The following is a 17,668-nucleotide window of genomic DNA, read 5'->3' as shown; positions in this document are numbered from 1 at the left end:
TTTGACTTTCTCGGTGCGCGTGGGCTGCCGTTTGGGCATGGTACACCCATCGTGCGCTTGTAATATTAGTATAAACGACGGAAACAAGTTTGGTAATGCTCAACAAGCACAATGTTTTGCATAATAGCTTGTATACATTGCACAAAAATGACGAATGACCTGAAAAGCAGGGCTGTTTTGCCCCGGTTTGCCCCTGTTTACTCAGATGCCGAGCTTCCGGAACAGCTCTGCAACGCCGTCGTGATCGCAGTCGGCCTCGCTCACAAGGTCGCCCAGCGCCTTGATCTGGGGCATGCCGTTTGCCATCACGGCGGCAATGCCCGCCTTTTCCAGCATGGCGCGGTCGTTCTCGCTGTCACCCACCGCCAGAGTATTCTCGTGGGGGATGCCCAGCAGGTCGGCCAGAGCCAGCAGGGCGCTGCCCTTGTCCACACCGGCAGCGGTCACTTCGATGTTGTCCGGCGAGCCCTGCACCACCTCCACGCCCGGGATGGCCTGAAATCCCGGCAGAGCGGCGGCGGTCTTTTCGATGCTGTCAAAGAACATGCACAGCTTCTCGATCTCGTGGGCGTGGCGGGACATCCAGCTCTCGATGCCGGGGATGACGGTAAAGCGGCCGTCGGTCAGGTCCTGCCGGGCCTCGGAGGAGAGAAAGTGGGTGGTGCGGGAGGCAAGCTTTGCGATGCCCTCCGGCGTTTTGATGGCAAGACCATCGCAGAACACGCTCAGTTCACCATCGTACTGCTGGAACAGGGCAAAGACCTCCCGCGCAGTCTCCGTCGGCATCAGACGGTGCAGCAGGCAGGCGGGCTCACTGGTATGGCGCTGGGCGGCATTGGAGTAGCGGCTGTACACGGCACCCATGGGGTCGTCGCCCAGATCCCACACGGCCGCACCGTTGGAGGTGATGGCATACCGGATGCCGGGCAGCTTTGCCACCACAGGCGGCAGGCTGGCCAGCGGACGGCCGGTGGCAGGCACCACGGCCACGCCGTGCGCCACAGCGCGGGCGATGGCTTCGCGGGTGGCAGGGGTGACTTCGTTGTTCCGGCTCAGCAGAGTGCCGTCCAGATCCAGCGCAACAAGGCGGACAGAGGGAAAGCTTTGCAACATAAAGGCTCCTTTTATAATCAGTACAATTTCCACAGGAAAAAGCTCTCTGTCTATTTTATCGCACCGCAGGGGTTTGCGCAAGATGGCGGGATGTGGTATAATCGTACGTCAACACATTGAAATTATAGGAGAAATACCATGAATCGCAAGCAGCTGCGGGCCCAGTGCCGCCCGCATTTGTGGTTTCAGCTGTACTGGGTGGTGTACCTCATCTGGTTCTTCTGGCTGGACCTTACCATCACAGATCCCCAATACATCATCCACAGCAGGATCGACGACCGGATCCCCTTCAATGAGTGGTTCATCTTTCCGTATTGCAGCTGGTTTCTGCTGTTGGCCGGGGTGACGGCGCTGCTGTGGTGGTGCGACACCCAAAGCTATGATAAGCTCTGCCTGACCATGTTCTCGGGCATGACCTTCTGCCTGATCCTCTATATGCTGCTGCCCAACGGTCTGAAACTGCGCCCGACGGCAGAGGCAGCAGGGCGCAGCAACATTGCCATGAGCATCCTGCAGCTGATCTGGAAGGCGGATGCATCGGTGAACGTGTGCCCGTCCATCCACTGCCAGAGCTCGGCCTGCATGGCGCTGGCCTTCACCAACAGCCGTCTGGCAAAGGACCGCCCGGCCCTGAAAGTGCTGGCATGGGTGTGGGCGGCGCTGATCTGCGCTTCCACGGTGTTCACCAAACAGCACTCCATCATAGATGTGGTGTGCGGTCTGGCCGTGGCCTTCGTGTGGGTGCCGGTGGTGTACCGCCCTGCAGGAAAATGACCAAAAGCCCCCGGCCGGGGGCTTTTCTTGCGCACGGGCGCGGACAAATGGACAAAACAGAGAAAAAAATGGGCGATTTTTAGTTGCCGTTACACTTGACAGCCGCCAGCAGGTTGGGTAATATGGTCTTATAACTTCAATACTAGTATATCAATTCTTCACCCTGAAGGGAGAGAGACCGTATGGCATCACTGAGTGCGCGCGAAATGGCCTACCAGACCCTCCGCAGCCGGATCATCACCATGGAGCTCAAGCCCGGCGACCCGCTGAATGACCGTGAACTGGCAGAGGAGCTTGGCATCAGCCGCACCCCCATGCGGGAGGCACTGCTGATGCTCAATCTGGCCCGCATGGTGGACATCAAGCCTCAGAGCGGGACCCATGTGGCACCCATCAATCTGCGGCTGATGGAAATGGAGCAGTTTGCCCGCTTTACGCTGGAAAAGGAGATCCTGAACCGGCTGCGCGGCCATGTGACGCCCCAGCAGGAAGCTGAATACCGCAGGAACATCGAGGACTACCGCGTGCTGGAAGCAGATCTGACCCAGCCTGACCGTCCCACCCGGCTGCTGGAGCTGGACAATGCGTTCCACCGCAGATCCTTTGAGCTGATCGGGATGGAGGCGCACTATGACTACATGCTTGCCAGTCTGCAGCATGTGGAGCGCATCCGCAAGTTCAGCCTGCAGACCGAGGAGAACAAGTCGGTGTGCGCCACCCACACGGCGATCCTGGAAGCGCTGCTGCACGGCAGCCCGGACGATGTGAGTGAAGCACTGGAAAGCCACCTGAGCCGGTACAAGCAGTCGGTGGCGCAGGCACGCAGCATCCATCCGGAATACTTTATCGATGGATGACAAGCCGGGAGGGCCTGCTGCGAAGGCAGGCCCTCTTTTGTGCGAAAATATAAAACATTTGAATCACTTGAATCCAGTTATTGACCGAAACAGCGTTTTGCGGTAAAATCGGAGTACAACAGGGCATGGCATCATGCCGGTTCCCGATGCAGCGTGCCGGTGGGTACGGCTGCGTGATCCTTTGAAAGACAGGAGGTCTTATACGATGAAGGCCAAACGATTGATATCCCTTGTGCTGGCAGCGGCATTCATGCTCAGCGCAGCAGCAACACCGGTGTTCGCCGCCGCCGCACTGCCGCAGCAGACCGCAGCAGTGGAACAGGAAAACGGAATAGTGTCCATCCGGATCAAGGCTACGGGCGACCTTGTCTATGGTTCGGATTATAAACTGGAAGTGCAGACCACCCCTGCCGATACCCAGTATATCGGTGTCGTTGTGGGGATTGGCGGCGAGGCAAACGGCTATGTGACGCTGATGCTCTCGGATAAGATCCGCACCCTGCTCAAAATGATCCCCCTGCCGCGGGTGATGTCCAAGACGCCGGATCAGGTGGAAGAGTTCAATGTGTACAATTACCTCAAGCAGCTGATTGACGGCAACGACGTCGGCGTGCTGCTGCGGGTGGCCGATGAGGTCGTCTCGGTGATGGATGTGCTGCACTTCTATGTGCCCACCATCGATCAGGTGTCCAACGGCCTGCGCCTTGCGCTGAACCTGATCCGCAAGTATCTGCCGGAGGGGGCATTCAGCCGCATTTATCTGGACGAGCAGCCGGTGGATTCCGGCAACTATGTGGCGGGTGCGCTGGCGCTGGAAAGCAGCGATATGAACACAGCAGGCTTTGCCATGTTCCGCATCAAGCCCAAGCGCGACGGCGTGCGCATGTACTGGGCCCAGCAGGCAGAACAGGCAATGACCGCCGAAGAGCTGGAAGCCTTCAACGAAGCAGCCGTGCTGGAGGTGGATGGTCAGGTGGTGCCCACCGATAAGATCCGCTATACCTATAAAAAACAGGGCTGGTTCACCGAGAGCACCAGCGAGCTGCCCACCAACCCGGGCACCTATACGCAGACGGCAGAGATCGGCGGCAACTACAACTGCAGCAAGATCAGCCGCAATATCATCGTAAAGTAATGCTGTAACAAAAACAAGGCCCTGCACCTTTTAGGTGCGGGGCCTTGTTGTATCCTGCGGAAAAAATGGATCACATGCGGAACCGGAAGGCCCAGCCGCCGCAGCAGCAGTTGCACAACAGGTTCAGCAGGATCATGCTCCAGCACCACTGCATCAGGCCGCCGGGGCGTGCGTAGGTGGTCTGGGTGGTGCGGTAGGTCTGGCCGGGGTTCTGCATCCGGCGCAGGTGCATCTGGTATTCAGTGTTATTGGGGTCCAGCTGCACGGCGCGGCGGGCATCCTGCAGCGCATCGATGCGGTTGCCCAGTCCCTGATTGGCAAGGGAGGAAAGATAATACCACCGTGCATTGCGTCCGGTCATGCCGTCCAGCACCCGGCGGGCCTCCGCGTAGCGGCCATTGACCACAAAGTTGCGGGCGGCCTGCATTTCCGGGCTGTCGGAGCCGGAGTAGCTGGCGCCCTGCTGGCCGTAGCCCTGCTGCCCGCCGAAGCCGAACCCGAAGCCGAACGGGTCGAAGCCGTCAAAACCATCAAAGCCGCCAAAACCGCCGTAACCGTTCTGGTAGCCCTGCTGCTGATAGCTCTGCTGGCCGTAGCCCTGCTGGTAGCTGCCGTAGGGATTGCCGCCCTGAGGGCCGGTCTCGCCTTTGGTGATGGCATCATAAGCCGCCTGCACCTCTTTGAAGTGCTCTTCGGCGGTGGGGTCGTTGGGGTTCAGGTCCGGGTGCCAGCGCTTGCATTTGGCGCGGTATGCTTTTTTGATCTCGTCATCGCTTGCGCCGCGCGAAACGCCCAGCACCTCATAGGGATCTCTCATGGATATACTTCCTCACGTCTCATTTCATGCAGCCGCCATTGCGGCATAACGTTTATAGTCTACCGTATTGCCGTGCAAAAATCAAGCAAAACCGCTCAGATGCCACGTCTGCGGGCATCCTTTGCGGTCTTGCAGTTGTATTTGAGCCATACGCCGGAATACAGGATGTTGCGCAGCAGGTCTGCATCCTCTACACAGGGCAGACGCTCAAAGCTGTGGGCGCATTGCGCCAGCAGCAGCTCAAAGATCTCCTTCATTTCCTCTTCATAGCCGGGCTGGGTGCTCAGGCTTTTCAGTGGATTGTAGGCACCTTTGCGCTGATCGCGCTTCAGATCGTCGTAGGCATCCAGCAGGTAGATGAATTTGCCCAGATGGAAGCCGATGCTGCGCAGCTCCGGCGACCAGTGATCCTGCCGGTAGTCGAACAACTCAGCCATCAGCGTGCCAAAGCAGCCGGACACTGCGTCCAGATCCTCGCTGCCGGCGGCTTCATATTCGGCCAGCCGGTCAAGGCAGGTGCGGATGGCGCTGCACTGACGGGGCCAGCGGCTCTCGGCGTCCTGCCTGCAGCCGGTAAGCAGCTTTTCGTAACCGAGGCCCAGCAGGCTGCGGTCATCCTTCCATTTATCCTCAGCGTTGTAGTAGTGCAAAGCTACGCTCAGATCTGCACAGTAATCGGTGGGGGAGGCCGCCCGCCATTCCACACCGCCCAGGGGATGGATGGGGCACCGGTCGTGCCCGGAAGAAGCTTCGGTCTCGCCCTCGTACAGGCTGCACAGCAGCAGATTCAGAAAGGTGAGATCATAGCTCAGGGTAAAGCGGCCCCGCAGGCCATGCAGTGCATCGATGCGGCGGCACAGCCCGCAGTAGGCGGTGCGGTAGCGCTTCTGCGCCTCGTCCGAAAGCGCAGCCTGATTGGGAACAACATAACCAAACATATCCGGTCAGCTCTTTTTGATGAACTGGGTGCCGCAGCGGGGGCAGGAGATCTGGATACGGCCCCGGCCCCGGGGCACGCGCAGCTTCTGGCGGCACTTAGGGCAGCGGTAGTAGTGGTAGATCTTACGGTTGGCCCACTGATCTTTCAGGGAGTGGAATTTGCGGTCGATGCGGTCCTTCAGGGTGTAGTACTGGTAATTTTCCTCGGTGCGCTTGGAAATATTGCGGCTGAGGGAACGGTAGTAGCACAGGATCAGCAGCGCCAGACCCAGCCAGGTGAACAGGCTGAAGCGGGTGAGCAGCGAGAGCAGCAGCAGCACGATGGAGGCCATGCTCAGAAACTGGTTCAGGCCATCGGTGCCGTAGCGGCCGATCATAAACTGACGGAATTTTTCTTTCATAAGTCCTGCATCCTTTTGTTTTGGAATCAAAGCGGAAAGCGGGATGTGCCCGCTGTTATTTTACATTTCTTAGGATACCAGCCAACCATGATGAAATTTTGAACAGAGTGCAAATCTATCATGAAGGGACGGAGATTAACCGTTCTCCCGGCTGCGGATGGTCAGGACGGCGTCGGTGTCCAGCGCACCCTCCATGCGGCAGTGCAGCACGGCGCGGCCCGCCTCGCCGGTGGTGGCAAGGTAGGTGCCCGCCATGCCGCCGCGCAGCGGCACCACACTGGGGCCGATCGATCTTCAGCGGGCCGTCCACACGCAGCTGGACAGCCTCGCCGCAGTAGGACAGCAGGTTGCCGTTCTGGTCGATGGCACGCAGGCTGACAGCCGCGCAGTCCCATGTGGGGCCGTCGGTCAGGATGGGATTGTGCACGGTGCATTCCAGCCGGACGCTCTGCACCGGCTCCCGCACCACTGTGCCCACGACCCGGCCGTGCCAGACCGCCTCAAAGCGGTACACGGGGCTGGGGCTGCCCAGAATGCCGATGTATTTGCAGTACATGCGGGCCACTTCGTTCCAGCTCAGCCGCAGCGAGAGCATCCGCGCCTTGGAAAGCGGCGAAAGCTCCATGGCGCACCGGCGCATATCATTCAGGATGGCCGCAGCGGCCTGAGCGGAAGGCGGGTCCATGCCCTCGTACTTTTCCAGCAGAGAGCCTACAAAATCGTTGATCTCAATGGGCGGGTGCGGCATGGCGGCAAAGCGGCCGTGCCGGTCGGGCGAGAACGCGGCAATGTAATCGTTGCCGCGGTACAGCCGCACGCTTTCGGCATTGGTGAACACCCAGCAGGCCGTAGGCGCGCCGCCGGGCAGGTCGCCCAGCGCCATGCCGGAAGAGACCTCCAGCACGATGTCCGAAGGGGAACGCGGCGTTTTCTGGCTGGCGTACACGGCTGCGGAAAGCTTTGGGTTGCGGAACATGTCCAGCATGCCGTGGTAGCAGATGCGGTCGCCGCTGCCAAATTCCCGGTGGGTGTTGTAATCGGCCATGCACCAGCCAAAGCTGCCGGCCACGCCCTGCTGCGCGATGGAATCGTTCAGCACGGCGGCGGTGCGCAGCGCCTGCACCAGCCGATGGGTCTCGTCGTCAAAGGGTTTGGTAGGCATCTGCTGCCCGCCGAATTCGCTGATCAGGTAGCCCTTGCGGGTGTCGGGGGTCACTGCGGCGCGGGCTTCACAGGCGGCACCGCGGCCCCGGCAGGAGTAGTCGTTGTAGGCGTACACATCCTCCAGAAGCTGGCTTTTGCGGTGGTTCCGTGCACCTGCTGTGGGGCGGGTGGGGTCCAGCCGGTGGATGGCCTCATTGGTGCGCTTATAGAAAGCTTCGTCGTCGCTGCTGCCGTTCACCCGGGCACCCCACAGAAAAATGCTGGGGTGGTTGCGGCACTGGCACACCATTTCGCGGCAGTTCTGCAGGGCCTGCGCCTTCCAGCTCTCATCGCCGATGTACCGCCAGCCGGGCATTTCGGTAAACACCAGCAGGCCAAGCTCATCGCAGGCGTCCAGAAATGCAGGGCTCTGGGGGTAGTGGCTGGTACGCACTGCGTTGCAGCCCAGATCTTTTTTCAGGATCTGAGCGTCCAGCCGCTGGATGCTGTCCGGCATGGCGTAGCCCTGATAGGCAAAGCTCTGGTGGCGGTTCAGACCGCGCAGCTCCACCCGCTGGCCGTTCAGATACAGCCCGCCTGCCACGAACTGCACGGTGCGGAAGCCGAACCGCACCGTCTTTTCGTCCAGCACGCGGTCCGGCAGACCGGCAGAGCCGGGACGGATCAGCTGCACCGTGAGGGTGTACAGGGTGGGATGCTCGATGCTCCACGGATGCACGCCGTTCAGCACGCCGGTGATGGGCAGTGAAAGCTCGCCGCTGTAGGCGGCGCGGCTGCCGGAGGGGCTGCGGATCTCGGCCTGCAGGGTGCAGCCCACGGTCTCGCCCACGGTGGAGGTGTAGATGCGGAAATCGCCTTCGGCCTTTGCCTCAATGAACACATCCCGCAGGTAAGCGGGCTCCTTGATGTCCAGACTGACAGCACGGTAGATGCCGCCGTAGGTCAGATAATCGATCTGCCCGCCGAAGGGGGGAATGTTCAGATCCTCGCGGCTGTCGCAGCGCACGGCCACCACGTTTTTCTGGCCGAAGTGCAGTGCGCCGGTCAGGTCCACCGTAAAGGAGGTGTAGCCGCAGCCGTGGTGGAACAGCCGCCGCCCGTTGCAGAACACAGTGGCGTCGTGGGCAATGGCACCGAAGGTGAGCAGCACGGTACGGCCCTCCCACTCTCTGGGCGCAAAAAATTCCCGCCGGTAGCCGCACAGACACTGGTATTCGTTTTCACTGCAATAGTTGTAGGGCAGCACCCGCACGGTATGGGGGATGCGCACCGGCTCCAGTTCCAGCCCGCATTCCGGCCGCACCAGTGCCGGGTCGAACCGGGGCGTGAACAGCCAGCCTTCATTCCAATCGTAGTGTTCCATAGCAGCGCTCCATCTGATAAAATCACTTTACATCTTATAGTAACATAAAGATATGAACGAAAAAAGATACGGAAGGCGCTTTGGAAAAGGTTTTTTGCTGTTTTTGGCACGAAAAGCAGAAGAGTGCAAACAAAAACTGCGTTCCGTGCAGGCCCTGCTGTCTTTTCTGCATAAAAAAGCACACCGGGAAGCTCTGCGGAACTTCCCGATGTGCAAACTGCGGAAAAACGTTTTCTTACCGGATAAAGTTGGTCATGGGCCGCTTGGGGTTCTGCGGGTGCTCAATACCGGCGGCTTTTCCGGCTTCGATGCAGTGCAGCAGCCAGGCCATGTTGCGGCCCAGCTCCTGCATCACGGCACAGCCCTCGGCGTCCTGCAGAACCTGCTCGGCGTTGGAGCCATGCACCATGGCCCAGTAGGAGCCGTTCACCAGCGGCATGTGGAAGAACTGCGGGTACTTCACCAGCTGGTCCAGCGTGGTGGTGGTACCGGCGCGGCGTGCCGAGCAGCAGATGGCGGCAGGCTTGTAGGCCAGATATCTGCCGCCTGCGTAGGCAAGGCGGTCCATGAAGCTGGTCATGTTGCCGGTAGCGGATGCATAGTGCACCGGGCTGCCGAACACAAAGCCGTCGGCGGTCTTGGCCTTCTCGATGGCTTCGTTGACCACGCCGCCGAACACGCAGCCATTGCCTGCGGCGCAGCCGCCGCAGCCGATGCAGCCGCCTACGGGCTTGCCGCCGACATGCAGGATCTCGGTGTCCACACCGGCGTCGTTCAGTTCCTTTGCGATGAGGGAAAGGGCGGTATAGGTGCAGCCCTTTTCGTGGGGGCTGCCGTTGATGAGCAGAACTTTCATGCAGATACTCTCCTTTTGGTGTCCAGAATGCGCCGCAAAAGCCCGGCGCTGCCGGTTTTATTGTAGCACAAACCGACAGACGGCGCAACGCGCGGCCCTTGACAAGAATATGCAGTTGGGTGATAATAAAGTGATACAAAAATGTGTTTGCAGCTGCATCTTCCGGCTGCAAGGAGGAGGAGAGAGAACATGCACGTGATCGCAGGAGAAGCCCGGGGCCGCAGTCTGGAGGCCCTGCCGGGAACAGATGTGACCCGGCCCACCCTTTCGCAGGTAAAAGAGGCGATGTTCAGCATCGTCCAGTTCGACCTGCCCGGCGCACGGGTGCTGGACCTGTATGCGGGCAGCGGCCAGCTTGGCATTGAAGCACTGAGCCGCGGCGCGGCGCGCTGCGTGTTTCTGGACGAGAACCGCGAGGCAGTGAATATCATCATGCGCAACTGCAAGGCCTGCGGCGTGTTCGACCGCAGCCGCGTCAATATCGGCGAGGCTGCGCGGTATCTTTCCGCCTGCCGGGAGCAGTTCGACATCGTACTGCTGGACCCGCCCTTCCGCAATGGTACGCTGGAAAAGATCCTGCCGGCGGTGGACAAATGCACCGCACCCGGCGGCATCGTGCTGTGCGAGAGCGAGACGGGCATCGTGCTGCCGGCCGAGGCAGGCGGCCTGACTCTGCGCAAGCAGTACAAGTACGGCAGAGTGCTGCTGTGGAAGTACACAAAGCCCATGCAGCCGGCCGGTGATGAGCAGAAGGGAGAAGCACTATGAACGTGAACGAACTTTTGGATACCATTGAGGATGCACTGGAGGAAGGCGCAAATGTCCCTCTGTCCGGCGGCAAGAAGATCGTGGACGTGGAGCAGATCCGTGATCTGCTGGACGAGATCCGCGCAAACCTGCCCGGTGAGCTGCGGCAGGCCCAGCAGATCGTGAACGACCGCGCCCAGATCGTGGAAACGGCCAACGCGCAGGCACAGGTCATCGTGAAAAAGGCGGAGGAAAGAGCCCGCATCCTGACCAGCGAGGCAGAGATCGTGAAGGCGGCGCAGCAGCGTGCCGCGGAGATCACCACCGCAGCCCAGAATGAGGTGCGCACCCTGCGCCAGACCGTGACGGACTACTGCGACAATATGCTCCGCAACACCGAGGAGACCATGGTGGAAAATGCGGCACAGGTGAAAAATGTGCGGGCAAATCTGCGCCAGAATGCCAAGAAAAACGGATAAACTGCGGCTGCATGATGCGACACCGCAGCAAAAGCGCCGGACAGCCGGGCAGAGAGGCTCTGCGCCCACAAGCTCACACACAAATTACACATCCCCGGAATAACAAAGTCCCTACAGGCAAAAATGACGGCTGACAGGGGCTTTTTTTGTTACATTTTGCGGGAAAAACGGAAACGGAAACCCTTGCATTCAAGGGCTTGATTTGCTACAATAAAACTGTGTCATCGGACGAAAGCGTGCACTGCGCGCACAGCCCTCTGATGCACAAAGCCATGAACGAAGAAAGGAGGCCGTACCGATGGAACTTGAAACACAAGCAGCCTTTGACCCGGCCTCGTTTGAGCATATCCCGGTCCTGCTGAACGAGTGTCTGGAGGGTCTTGCCATCGACCCGGCTGGCACTTACCTTGACGGAACGGCGGGCGGCGCGGGACATTCCCGCCAGATCGCCCTGCGATTGGATGCGGCAAAGGGCGGTCGCCTGATCTCGCTGGATCAGGACCCGGATGCCGTGCAGACCGCACGTTCCCGTCTGGCGGGCCTGCCCGCTACGGTGGTGCAGATCAACTTCCGCTATGCGGGACAAGCTCTGGAAAGCCTAGGCATCGACAAGATCAACGGTGCACTGCTGGATCTTGGCGTTTCCAGCCATCAGCTGGACGATGCAGCCCGGGGATTTTCCTACCGGGCAGATGCACCGCTGGACATGCGGATGAGCCAGCAGGGCGAGACGGCGGCAGACATTGTGAACACCGAGAGCCGCGAAGAGCTGGCGCGCATCCTGCGGGATTACGGCGAGGAGCCATTTGCATGGCAGATCGCAGGCAGGATCGTGGAAGCGAGAGAAAACGCTCCCATTGAAACGACCCTGCAGCTGGCAGACATCGTGGCCAGCGCCATGCCGCCGGCAGAACGCCGCAAGAACAAGAACCCTTCCCGCCGCACCTTTCAGGCGCTGCGCATTGCAGTGAACCATGAACTGGATGCGCTGGAGGAAGGGCTGGATACCATTTTTGATCACCTTGCGCCGGGCGGCCGGCTGTGTGTGATCACCTTCCACTCGCTGGAGGACAGGCTGGTGAAGAACAAATTCCGCCGCTGGTCCACAGCCTGTACCTGCCCGCCGGAGTTTCCGGTGTGCGTGTGCGGGGGCAAGGCAAAAGCAAAGCTTGTCACCCGCAAGCCCATTGAGGCAAACAGTCAGGAACTGGAGGAGAACCGGCGCAGCCGTTCTGCCCACCTGAGAGTTTTGGAAAAATGCTGAACAGAATACCTGTTTTGTGAGGAGGAGAGCAAGCCATGGGTCAGGCAGCATATGATTATAACGCAGTGCGGCGCAGAAAAGCCCCGCAGACACAGCGCAAGGCGAACCTGCGTGTTGCAAAGGGCGGCAAGCGCCGTCTTACGCCGCTGCAGGCAGCGGTGCACAATGCCATGAATCTGGTGGCAGCTGCGCTGCTGGTGGGCTTTGCCATCAGCCTGCTATGGAGCGAATCCCAGCTGGTGGAGCTGAACGATCAGATCCAGGATGCAAAGGCACAGCTGGTGAGCGAGCAGAGCCAGTATACTTATTACAACAGCACCCTGAACAGCAAGACCAATATCACCAGCGTGGAGGAAACCGCCGGGCGTCTGGGCCTGATGAAGATCGACCAGAGCCAGATCACCTACATCCGTCTGGGCGAGAGCGATACGCTGGAGCGCACCCAGTCCGCTGTGCGGCAGTGGACCGACTTTATCTATAACGGAGCAGTGAACATTCTTGGCACCATAAGGTGAATCAGGTACGGGAAAGCGTGCGGCAGCGCACGCTTTTTCGGTTTTATGCCCCCTTTGCAAAAAACTTCAAATCCAATAAAAGTGCGGCGGGAAGCAGAAACTGCCTTTTGCCGCAGGAGCATACCATGCCAAAATTTTTCCGAAAGATCACCAAAAAAATAAAAGGGCCATGGCCGGATACCGGTGCCGGTGCCCGCATGAACCCCAAGATCAGCCTGCTCTGCGGCAGTCTGGCCCTTGCGATCATGGGGCTTGCGGCCATCCGTGTGACCTACAGCCTGTATAACATCCAGATCCGGAACGGCGAGACTTATCGCCAGCTGGCCGCAAAGCAGCAGCTGCTGGATACCACCATCAAGGCCACCCGCGGCGAGATCTACGATACCTCCGGCATCACGCTGGCCTCCACCAGCGTGGTGTGGACCATCTGGGCCGACCCGGACAATAGCAAAATCTTATATACCACCACCGGCAAGGATGAGGAGGCGGTGCGCACGCTGGACACGGCCATGTGCGCCGAGGTCAGCCGGGAACTGACCCTGCGCCTGCTTTCCGGCGACGGCGAAAGTCTGGACGCGGTGGACACTTCCTCGGAAGCGTACCAGACCCAGTACCAGAAGGTTTACGATGCACTTTCCAAGACGGACACCAAGTATCAGGTGCTGGCCACCAAGGTGAACAACGCTGTCAAGCTGTCCATCGAATCCTACGTTTCCCAGTTCAACAAGGCACACAAGCGTGCCACTGAGACCTCCCGCAAGGGCAACATCTCGGTCGGCAGCGAGAAGAGCTTCCAGCGCAATTACCCCTACGGAGCGTTTGCAGCGGCAGTGCTGGGCTTTACCGATGCGGACGGCATTGGTACTTACGGTCTGGAAAAATCCTATCAGTCCACGCTGGCCGGTGTGGATGGCCGCACCATTACCCAGCGCAATGCCTACGGCAACGCCATTGCGGACGAGAATGCCACCACCTTTGCAGCCAAGGATGGCTCCAATCTGGTGCTTTCGCTGGATGTGAATGTGCAGGAGATCGTGGAACGGTATCTGAACGAAGCCATTGCAGCCAACACGGTGGAGAACCGCGGCTGCGCCATCGTGATGAATGTCAAGACCGGTGCCATCCTTGCCATGGCTTCCAAGCCGGATTTTGACCCCAACGACCCGCTGGACTACAGCGCAAATCTGGATTACCTCAACGAGCTGGTGCGCGCTGAGCCGGAGCTGTACGGCATCTACAAAAAGGATGAGAACGGCAACGAGCTGAAGGATGCAAACGGCAACCGCATTCTGGACGAGGAGGCCGATTACTCCGGCTACTTCCGCGATATCCAGTGGAAAAACAAGGCCATCACCGAGTTGTACTACCCCGGCAGTGTGTTCAAGGTGATCACCTCGGCCATGGGCGTGGACTCCGGCCTTGCAAACATCAACACCACCTTTACCTGCGCCGGTGCTTACGGCGTGGCAAAGGAGACCTACCACTGCGCAGGCCACAAAGCCCACGGCACCATCACACTGGCCGAAGCTCTGCGTCAGAGCTGCAATATCTACTATATCCAGCTGGGCCAGCGCGTTGGCTCCCAGACCTTCTATAACTACTTCGATGCCTTTGGCTTTACCAGCCGCACCGGCGTGGACCTGCCCAGTGAGACGGGCTTCATGCAGTATTATAAGGCCAACCAGCTGGGCGAAGTGCAGCTGGCTTCTTCGGCCTTTGGCCAGGCAATGGCCATCACCCCGCTGCAGATGTGCACCGCTGTGGCCGCAGCCGTCAACGGCGGCTATCTGGTCACGCCCCATGTGGTGGATAAGATCACCGATGCAAATGGCAACGTGATCGAGGAAATCGGTGCCAATGTGCGCCGTCAGGTCATCAGCGAGAGCACCAGCAATGTGATCCGCCAGATCATGGAATATGAGGTGGGCGCCGGTACCGGCGGCGGCAAGTATGCCTATGTGTCCGGCTACCGTATCGGCGGCAAGTCCGGCACTTCCGAACAGTTGAACATGGATCGCCGTGCCGACGGTGACTACAAGAAGGTGGCATCCTTTGCCGCTGTCCTGCCCGCCGACGACCCGGAGATCATCGTCTATGTGATGCTGGATGACCCCAACAACGCCAGAACGGACTACTCGTCCTTGCTGGCAGCGCCCGTTGTGGGCAACATCATCAGCGAGATCGCACCCTACCTTGGCATTGCCGCCGACGGCGAGGATCGCAGCCAGACTGTGGTCACTGTGCCGAATCTGGTGGGCACCGAGTGGAGCAGTGCGCAGGTGCAGCTGAACATCAAGGGCCTCAGGCATCAGCTGGCCGAAAGCACCACCAGTCAGGCGGCAGCAGCTGTCACCTACCAGTATCCGCACGCGGGTGCAAAGGTGGCCTACGGCACCACCGTGTACCTGTATACCGATACCTATGAGGGCAGCCATACCGATGTGCCGGATGTGACCGGCAAGAGCGCGGACTTTGCTCGCCAGATGCTGTCTGCCGCCGGATTGAACTGTGTGGTGGAGGGCAATGCGAACGCCACCGTGCAGGCCCAGAGTGCAGACCCCGGTTCCAGTGTGCAGCGCGGCACCGTCGTGACCATTACCTGTGGGTAACAAGAACCCTCTCAGGCGCTTGCGCGCCAGCTCTCCCGAAGGGCGAGCTTTATGAGTGGGCACGGTAAAGTGAATCTTCTGAAGAACTGCACTTTATCGTAAGATGCAAAAGAGCTCCCCTTTCGGGGGAGCTGGCAATGCCGCAGGCATTGACTGAGAGGGTTTTACAAGATAAAAGAGAGGGGAAAGAACCAATGGAAAAAATTTCTGCAAGCAAGCTTCTGGCAGGGCTGGTGCCCGCAGACTTCATCCGGGAAGAGGTGCAGGTGGAACTGGTGACCACCGACAGCCGCGAGGTGCGGCCCGGCTGCATTTTTGTAGCGTTCCCGGGTGAAAAATTTGACGGCCACGATTTTGCGGCCAAAGCACTGGAGAACGGTGCTGTTTATGTGGTGGTGAACCACCCGGTGGAGGGCGTGCCTGCGGAAAAGGCCATCCTCTGCCCGGACAGCTACCACGCCATGATGGTGATGGGCGCGAACTACCGCAGCCAGTATCACCCCAAGATGGTGGGTGTGACCGGCAGCGTGGGCAAGACCACCACCAAGCAGATGACCTACGCCGCCCTTGCAGGCTTTGGCGAGACCATCAAGACCGAGGGCAACCAGAACAATGAACTGGGCATGCCCCGCACCCTGATGCGGCTGGAAAGCAGCACTGAGTATGCCGTGATCGAGATGGGCATGAGCCATGCGGGCGAGATCGACCGTCTGGCCCGGGCCGCACGCCCGGATGTGGGCATCATTACCTGCATCGGTGTGTCCCACATCGGCAATCTGGGGAGTCAGGAGAACATCTGCAAGGCAAAGCTGGAGATCTGCAACGGCCTGCCGGAGGGTGCACCGCTGGTGCTGAACTATGATGATAAGTTCCTGCGCGCCGCAAAGCTGCCCGCCCACGTGAAGCCGGTATGGTTCAGTCTGGCAGATGAGAACGCGGATGTGTGTGCACTGTCCATCCGGCAGGAAGAGGACGGCATGAGCTTTGTGCTGGAAGATCAGGAAGAGGGCACCTTTGTGGTCAAGATCCCGGCCATGGGCAAGCACAATGTGGCAAACGCTCTGGCTGCCTACTGCGCCGCCACCCGCTTGGGCTGCGACCCGCGCGGTGTCATCAAGGGGCTTTCCAATTTTGAGCAGACCGGCCGCCGCCAGAAGGTGGTGCACAGCAAGGGCGTTACCGTCATTGAGGATTGCTACAATGCAAACCCCGACAGCATGAAGGCCGCGCTTGCCATGTTCAAGGAATTCCCCTGCAAGCGCCGCTTTGCCCTGCTGGGCGATATGCTGGAGCTGGGCGAGCTGTCCCGCGAAGCCCACGAGGAGCTGGGCCGTCTGGCTGCGGAGAGTGATCTGTACTGCCTTGTGACCTACGGCGAAAACGCAAAGCGCACGGCTGTGGTGGCTGCGGCCAAGGGGGTCAAGACCCTCCATGCAAACAACTACCGCGAGGCAGCGGATGCTCTGCTGAACCGGATAGAGCCGGGCGATGCCCTGCTGGTGAAGGCAAGCCGCGGCATGGCGCTGGAAAAAGTACTGGAAATTTTCTACGCAGAGCAGAAAGATGCCGAAGAATAACCCTTTGGCATGAATTTGGAGATTGAAAAATGATTCGTTTCGCCTTGGTCGTCGCGTCGGTGCTGGGTTTTGTGCTGACTGCGGCGCTCGGCAATATGATGGTGCCGCTGCTGCGGGAGTTGCAGCGTACGGCACGCGGTACACAGCCGGACAGCGATGCCCCGGACAGCCCGGTGCCTACCATGGGCGGGCTGTGCCTGATGGTGGGCACCCTTGCCGCTGTGGGCGTGGGCTGGCTGGCCGCATGTGCTGCACAGCCTTCCCTGCTTGGCAGCGACCGGCAGATGACCTCCCGCCTGCTCATTGCACTGCTGGGGTCGCTGGCCTTTGGCGCAGTGGGGCTGGCCGATGATCTGGCCCGCATCCGCAGCCGCTACCCGAACGGTTTGGGCCTTGGCCTGCGCCGCACACAGCGCCTTGCACTGGAATGCACTGCTGCAGCGCTGGTGCTGGGCCTGCTGGCACTGAACGGGTGCCTGCCCACAGGGCTGATCCTGCCGGGAGCAGGCTATGTGGAATGTGCGCTGGCACCGCTGCTGTGGGCTGTGCTGCTGGTGGCGATGGCCGAGGCGGCCCGCGTGGCCGACGGTGCCGACGGCACGGTGTGCGGCGCGGCCTTTGTAGCTATGCTGGGCCTGATGATGCTGGAAACGCAGCTGGGATGGTTCCCGCTGGCGGTGTTCCCGGCAGCGCTGGCCGGAGCACTGATGGCCTTTCTGCTGTGGGATTTCCCGCCGGCAAAGCTGCACCCCGGCAAATGCGGGTGTCTGTTTGCGGCGGGAGCCATCGGCTGCATCCCGCTGTGCATCGGCTATGCAGAGCTCAGCGTCCCGCTGGCGCTGCCCTTCTGGCTGGAAGGCGGCATGGTGGCGCTGCAGATCCTGTTTTACCGCCGCCGGGGCAGGCTACTGTTCGCGGCTGCGCCGCTGCATCGCTGGCTGGAAAAGCGCGGCCTGAGCGCGGTGAATGTTTTTTACAGCCTGTGCGCCCTGAGCGTGTGCGGGCTGGCGCTGGCCGTGCGTCTGGCACGCTGGGCCTGAGCGCTTTATTCTGAAAAA

16 protein-coding genes are annotated in these 17,668 nt (G+C 60.1%); 10 read left to right on the top strand and 6 right to left on the bottom strand.

From position 1 onward, the window contains the following. Positions 1-201: 201 nt before the first annotated feature. Positions 202-1,113 carry an HAD-IIB family hydrolase gene (locus tag ACKXF9_RS00595; protein ID WP_418264991.1) on the bottom strand — a complete coding sequence of 304 codons (912 nt, stop codon included), beginning with the start codon at positions 1,111-1,113 and terminating at the stop codon, positions 202-204. A 138-nt stretch (positions 1,114-1,251) separates the two neighbouring features. On the opposite strand from ACKXF9_RS00595, the gene ACKXF9_RS00590 reads away from it, so the two are divergent. The 3 genes from ACKXF9_RS00590 to ACKXF9_RS00580 all read left to right on the top strand — a co-directional run bounded on the left by ACKXF9_RS00590 (position 1,252) and on the right by ACKXF9_RS00580 (position 3,879). Continuing rightward, positions 1,252-1,887 carry a phosphatase PAP2 family protein gene (locus ACKXF9_RS00590; protein WP_418264990.1) on the top strand — a complete coding sequence of 212 codons (636 nt, stop codon included), beginning with the start codon at positions 1,252-1,254 and terminating at the stop codon, positions 1,885-1,887. Between the two features lie 182 nt (positions 1,888-2,069). Beyond that, on the top strand, positions 2,070-2,744 hold the full coding sequence (locus ACKXF9_RS00585; RefSeq protein WP_418264989.1) for a GntR family transcriptional regulator: 675 nt from the start codon (positions 2,070-2,072) through the stop codon (positions 2,742-2,744). Between the two features lie 205 nt (positions 2,745-2,949). Then, entirely contained in the window at positions 2,950-3,879 is a 930-nt protein-coding gene (locus ACKXF9_RS00580) for a hypothetical protein (protein WP_418264988.1), read from the top strand. Positions 3,880-3,949: 70 nt separating this feature from the next. Here ACKXF9_RS00580 and ACKXF9_RS00575 read toward each other — a convergent pair whose 3' ends face one another. From ACKXF9_RS00575 to ACKXF9_RS00555, 5 genes are all read right to left on the bottom strand, one after another. Beyond that, positions 3,950-4,696 (bottom strand): J domain-containing protein, encoded by a 747-nt coding sequence (locus ACKXF9_RS00575; protein WP_249237390.1) that lies wholly within the window; start codon positions 4,694-4,696, stop codon positions 3,950-3,952. Positions 4,697-4,791: 95 nt separating this feature from the next. Further along, positions 4,792-5,634: a DUF5685 family protein gene (locus tag ACKXF9_RS00570; RefSeq protein ID WP_418264987.1), complete on the bottom strand. Its 843-nt coding sequence runs from the start codon at positions 5,632-5,634 to the stop codon at positions 4,792-4,794. A gap of 6 nt (positions 5,635-5,640) precedes the next feature. After that, complete coding sequence (locus ACKXF9_RS00565; RefSeq protein WP_249237388.1) at positions 5,641-6,036, bottom strand: hypothetical protein; 396 nt, start codon at positions 6,034-6,036, stop codon at positions 5,641-5,643. A gap of 118 nt (positions 6,037-6,154) precedes the next feature. Beyond that, a complete protein-coding gene (locus tag ACKXF9_RS00560; protein WP_418264986.1) occupies positions 6,155-8,563 on the bottom strand; it encodes a glycoside hydrolase family 2 protein in 2,409 nt (802 codons plus the stop codon). A gap of 235 nt (positions 8,564-8,798) precedes the next feature. Beyond that, positions 8,799-9,419: a flavodoxin family protein gene (locus tag ACKXF9_RS00555; RefSeq protein WP_348584912.1), complete on the bottom strand. Its 621-nt coding sequence runs from the start codon at positions 9,417-9,419 to the stop codon at positions 8,799-8,801. 189 nt (positions 9,420-9,608) lie between these two features. On the opposite strand from ACKXF9_RS00555, the gene rsmD reads away from it, so the two are divergent. The 7 genes from rsmD to ACKXF9_RS00520 all read left to right on the top strand — a co-directional run bounded on the left by rsmD (position 9,609) and on the right by ACKXF9_RS00520 (position 17,650). After that, on the top strand, positions 9,609-10,187 hold the full coding sequence (gene rsmD, locus ACKXF9_RS00550) for a 16S rRNA (guanine(966)-N(2))-methyltransferase RsmD (RefSeq protein ID WP_418264985.1): 579 nt from the start codon (positions 9,609-9,611) through the stop codon (positions 10,185-10,187). After that, positions 10,184-10,645: an ATPase gene (locus ACKXF9_RS00545; protein WP_249237383.1), complete on the top strand. Its 462-nt coding sequence runs from the start codon at positions 10,184-10,186 to the stop codon at positions 10,643-10,645. Before rsmD ends, ACKXF9_RS00545 begins: the two co-directional genes overlap by 4 nt. 298 nt (positions 10,646-10,943) lie before the next feature. Further along, positions 10,944-11,909 carry a 16S rRNA (cytosine(1402)-N(4))-methyltransferase RsmH gene (rsmH, locus tag ACKXF9_RS00540; protein ID WP_339395069.1) on the top strand — a complete coding sequence of 322 codons (966 nt, stop codon included), beginning with the start codon at positions 10,944-10,946 and terminating at the stop codon, positions 11,907-11,909. 35 nt (positions 11,910-11,944) lie between these two features. Further along, positions 11,945-12,424 carry a cell division protein FtsL gene (locus ACKXF9_RS00535; RefSeq protein WP_249237381.1) on the top strand — a complete coding sequence of 160 codons (480 nt, stop codon included), beginning with the start codon at positions 11,945-11,947 and terminating at the stop codon, positions 12,422-12,424. A 125-nt stretch (positions 12,425-12,549) separates the two neighbouring features. After that, entirely contained in the window at positions 12,550-15,033 is a 2,484-nt protein-coding gene (locus ACKXF9_RS00530; protein WP_418264984.1) for a penicillin-binding transpeptidase domain-containing protein, read from the top strand. A gap of 194 nt (positions 15,034-15,227) precedes the next feature. After that, a complete protein-coding gene (locus ACKXF9_RS00525) occupies positions 15,228-16,610 on the top strand; it encodes a UDP-N-acetylmuramoyl-tripeptide--D-alanyl-D-alanine ligase (protein WP_118528655.1) in 1,383 nt (460 codons plus the stop codon). Between the two features lie 29 nt (positions 16,611-16,639). Beyond that, a complete protein-coding gene (locus ACKXF9_RS00520; RefSeq protein WP_418264983.1) occupies positions 16,640-17,650 on the top strand; it encodes a glycosyl transferase family 4 in 1,011 nt (336 codons plus the stop codon). Positions 17,651-17,668 lie beyond the last annotated feature (18 nt).

This window comes from Faecalibacterium sp. 9, assembly GCF_048320955.1.
GTDB lineage: Bacteria > Bacillota > Clostridia > Oscillospirales > Ruminococcaceae > Faecalibacterium > Faecalibacterium wellingii.
The sequence above is the reverse complement of the archived record's forward strand: the minus strand, read 5'-3'. Positions and strand labels throughout refer to the sequence as shown.

Coding starts and splice junctions, on each gene's coding strand:
- ACKXF9_RS00595 (WP_418264991.1), bottom strand. CDS start 1,113: ATGTTGCAAAGCTTTCCCTCTGTCCGCCTTGTTGCGCTGGATCTGGAC.
- ACKXF9_RS00590 (WP_418264990.1), top strand. CDS start 1,252: ATGAATCGCAAGCAGCTGCGGGCCCAGTGCCGCCCGCATTTGTGGTTT.
- ACKXF9_RS00585 (WP_418264989.1), top strand. CDS start 2,070: ATGGCATCACTGAGTGCGCGCGAAATGGCCTACCAGACCCTCCGCAGC.
- ACKXF9_RS00580 (WP_418264988.1), top strand. CDS start 2,950: ATGAAGGCCAAACGATTGATATCCCTTGTGCTGGCAGCGGCATTCATG.
- ACKXF9_RS00575 (WP_249237390.1), bottom strand. CDS start 4,696: ATGAGAGATCCCTATGAGGTGCTGGGCGTTTCGCGCGGCGCAAGCGAT.
- ACKXF9_RS00570 (WP_418264987.1), bottom strand. CDS start 5,634: ATGTTTGGTTATGTTGTTCCCAATCAGGCTGCGCTTTCGGACGAGGCG.
- ACKXF9_RS00565 (WP_249237388.1), bottom strand. CDS start 6,036: ATGAAAGAAAAATTCCGTCAGTTTATGATCGGCCGCTACGGCACCGAT.
- ACKXF9_RS00560 (WP_418264986.1), bottom strand. CDS start 8,563: ATGGAACACTACGATTGGAATGAAGGCTGGCTGTTCACGCCCCGGTTC.
- ACKXF9_RS00555 (WP_348584912.1), bottom strand. CDS start 9,419: ATGAAAGTTCTGCTCATCAACGGCAGCCCCCACGAAAAGGGCTGCACC.
- rsmD (WP_418264985.1), top strand. CDS start 9,609: ATGCACGTGATCGCAGGAGAAGCCCGGGGCCGCAGTCTGGAGGCCCTG.
- ACKXF9_RS00545 (WP_249237383.1), top strand. CDS start 10,184: ATGAACGTGAACGAACTTTTGGATACCATTGAGGATGCACTGGAGGAA.
- rsmH (WP_339395069.1), top strand. CDS start 10,944: ATGGAACTTGAAACACAAGCAGCCTTTGACCCGGCCTCGTTTGAGCAT.
- ACKXF9_RS00535 (WP_249237381.1), top strand. CDS start 11,945: ATGGGTCAGGCAGCATATGATTATAACGCAGTGCGGCGCAGAAAAGCC.
- ACKXF9_RS00530 (WP_418264984.1), top strand. CDS start 12,550: ATGCCAAAATTTTTCCGAAAGATCACCAAAAAAATAAAAGGGCCATGG.
- ACKXF9_RS00525 (WP_118528655.1), top strand. CDS start 15,228: ATGGAAAAAATTTCTGCAAGCAAGCTTCTGGCAGGGCTGGTGCCCGCA.
- ACKXF9_RS00520 (WP_418264983.1), top strand. CDS start 16,640: ATGATTCGTTTCGCCTTGGTCGTCGCGTCGGTGCTGGGTTTTGTGCTG.